At 46.1% G+C, this 929-nt stretch carries 1 protein-coding gene and 1 pseudogene; both read left to right on the forward strand.

Annotated elements, in window-relative coordinates; translation table 11 throughout:
* A pseudogene (locus RCF13_RS00960) lies at nt 1–389 on the forward strand (ABC transporter ATP-binding protein); the annotation flags it as partial.
* Between the two features lie 285 nt (nt 390–674).
* On the forward strand, nt 675–929 hold a 255-nt coding region (locus RCF13_RS00965), incomplete at its 3' end, for a hypothetical protein (protein WP_308140735.1).

A 929-nucleotide genomic window follows, 5' to 3' on the forward strand; every position in this document is an offset into this window, starting at 1 on the left:
GTTCCGCAATGATGGGCATGCCGTCCGAAGAAATTGCAGAGAAATTTGATCAGATTGCCGATTTTTCGGGACTTGGAGAATTTCTAGATGTGCCATTCCGCACCTATTCATCAGGTATGCAGTTGCGGTTAGCTTTTGCCACATCGACGGCTGTTCGACCGGAGATATTGATTATGGACGAATGGCTTTCGACCGGGGATGAAGATTTCAAGGATCGCGCTAACGCGCGAATGCGCGATCTGGTTGACTCGACAAAAATATTGGTTCTGGCCAGCCATTCGAAAGAACTGATGGAAAAAAATTGCAACAGAGTAATTTGGCTTGAGCATGGACGTGTGAAGATGGACGGCACTCCGGCGGAGATTTTGCCACTTTATTTTGGGGCCTGACAAATAGGAATTGTTCCGCTCAACAAAATTAATGAGCACTTTTAGCTCTTCATCTTGTGACCTTGTCCGGCACAAAGCTGTTTTGCGCTCGGGAAATGTTTCGGAGGAAAAAAACCGATATTTGTAACGTCTGTGCATCGCATATACATTTACATGCCGGAGTTGAAATATCCAATGATGCATAAACTTGTTAGTGGTTTTGGATTCTAACTTCTGCGCCCGATTCAAGGCGCAGGCTACAGATCTCGGAATAAGCCACTTGGCGCGATACTGGAGCTCACAACCATGAAACAATTGCGAAGCCGTTTTTGCCAATTAACTAATGGGTTACGTTACTTGGCTCGCGGAGATTTTTCCGGTCTGGCGCGTCGGCTAAGATGGTATCGTGACGAACAGACACAAGTGAAATTGCATCGTCGTCTGTCGAGTGGAAATAAACTTGCATGGGGGATTATGTGTACGCCGCATACTCTTTTTATAGCAAATGCAATATCCAGTCGCTTGTCCATACATGGCATCGCGAGTGAAGTTCTGACAGGT

Origin of the sequence: Stenotrophomonas maltophilia group sp. RNC7 (genome assembly GCF_030910085.1) — a bacterium.
Taxonomy (GTDB): Bacteria; Pseudomonadota; Gammaproteobacteria; order Xanthomonadales; family Xanthomonadaceae; genus Stenotrophomonas; species Stenotrophomonas sepilia.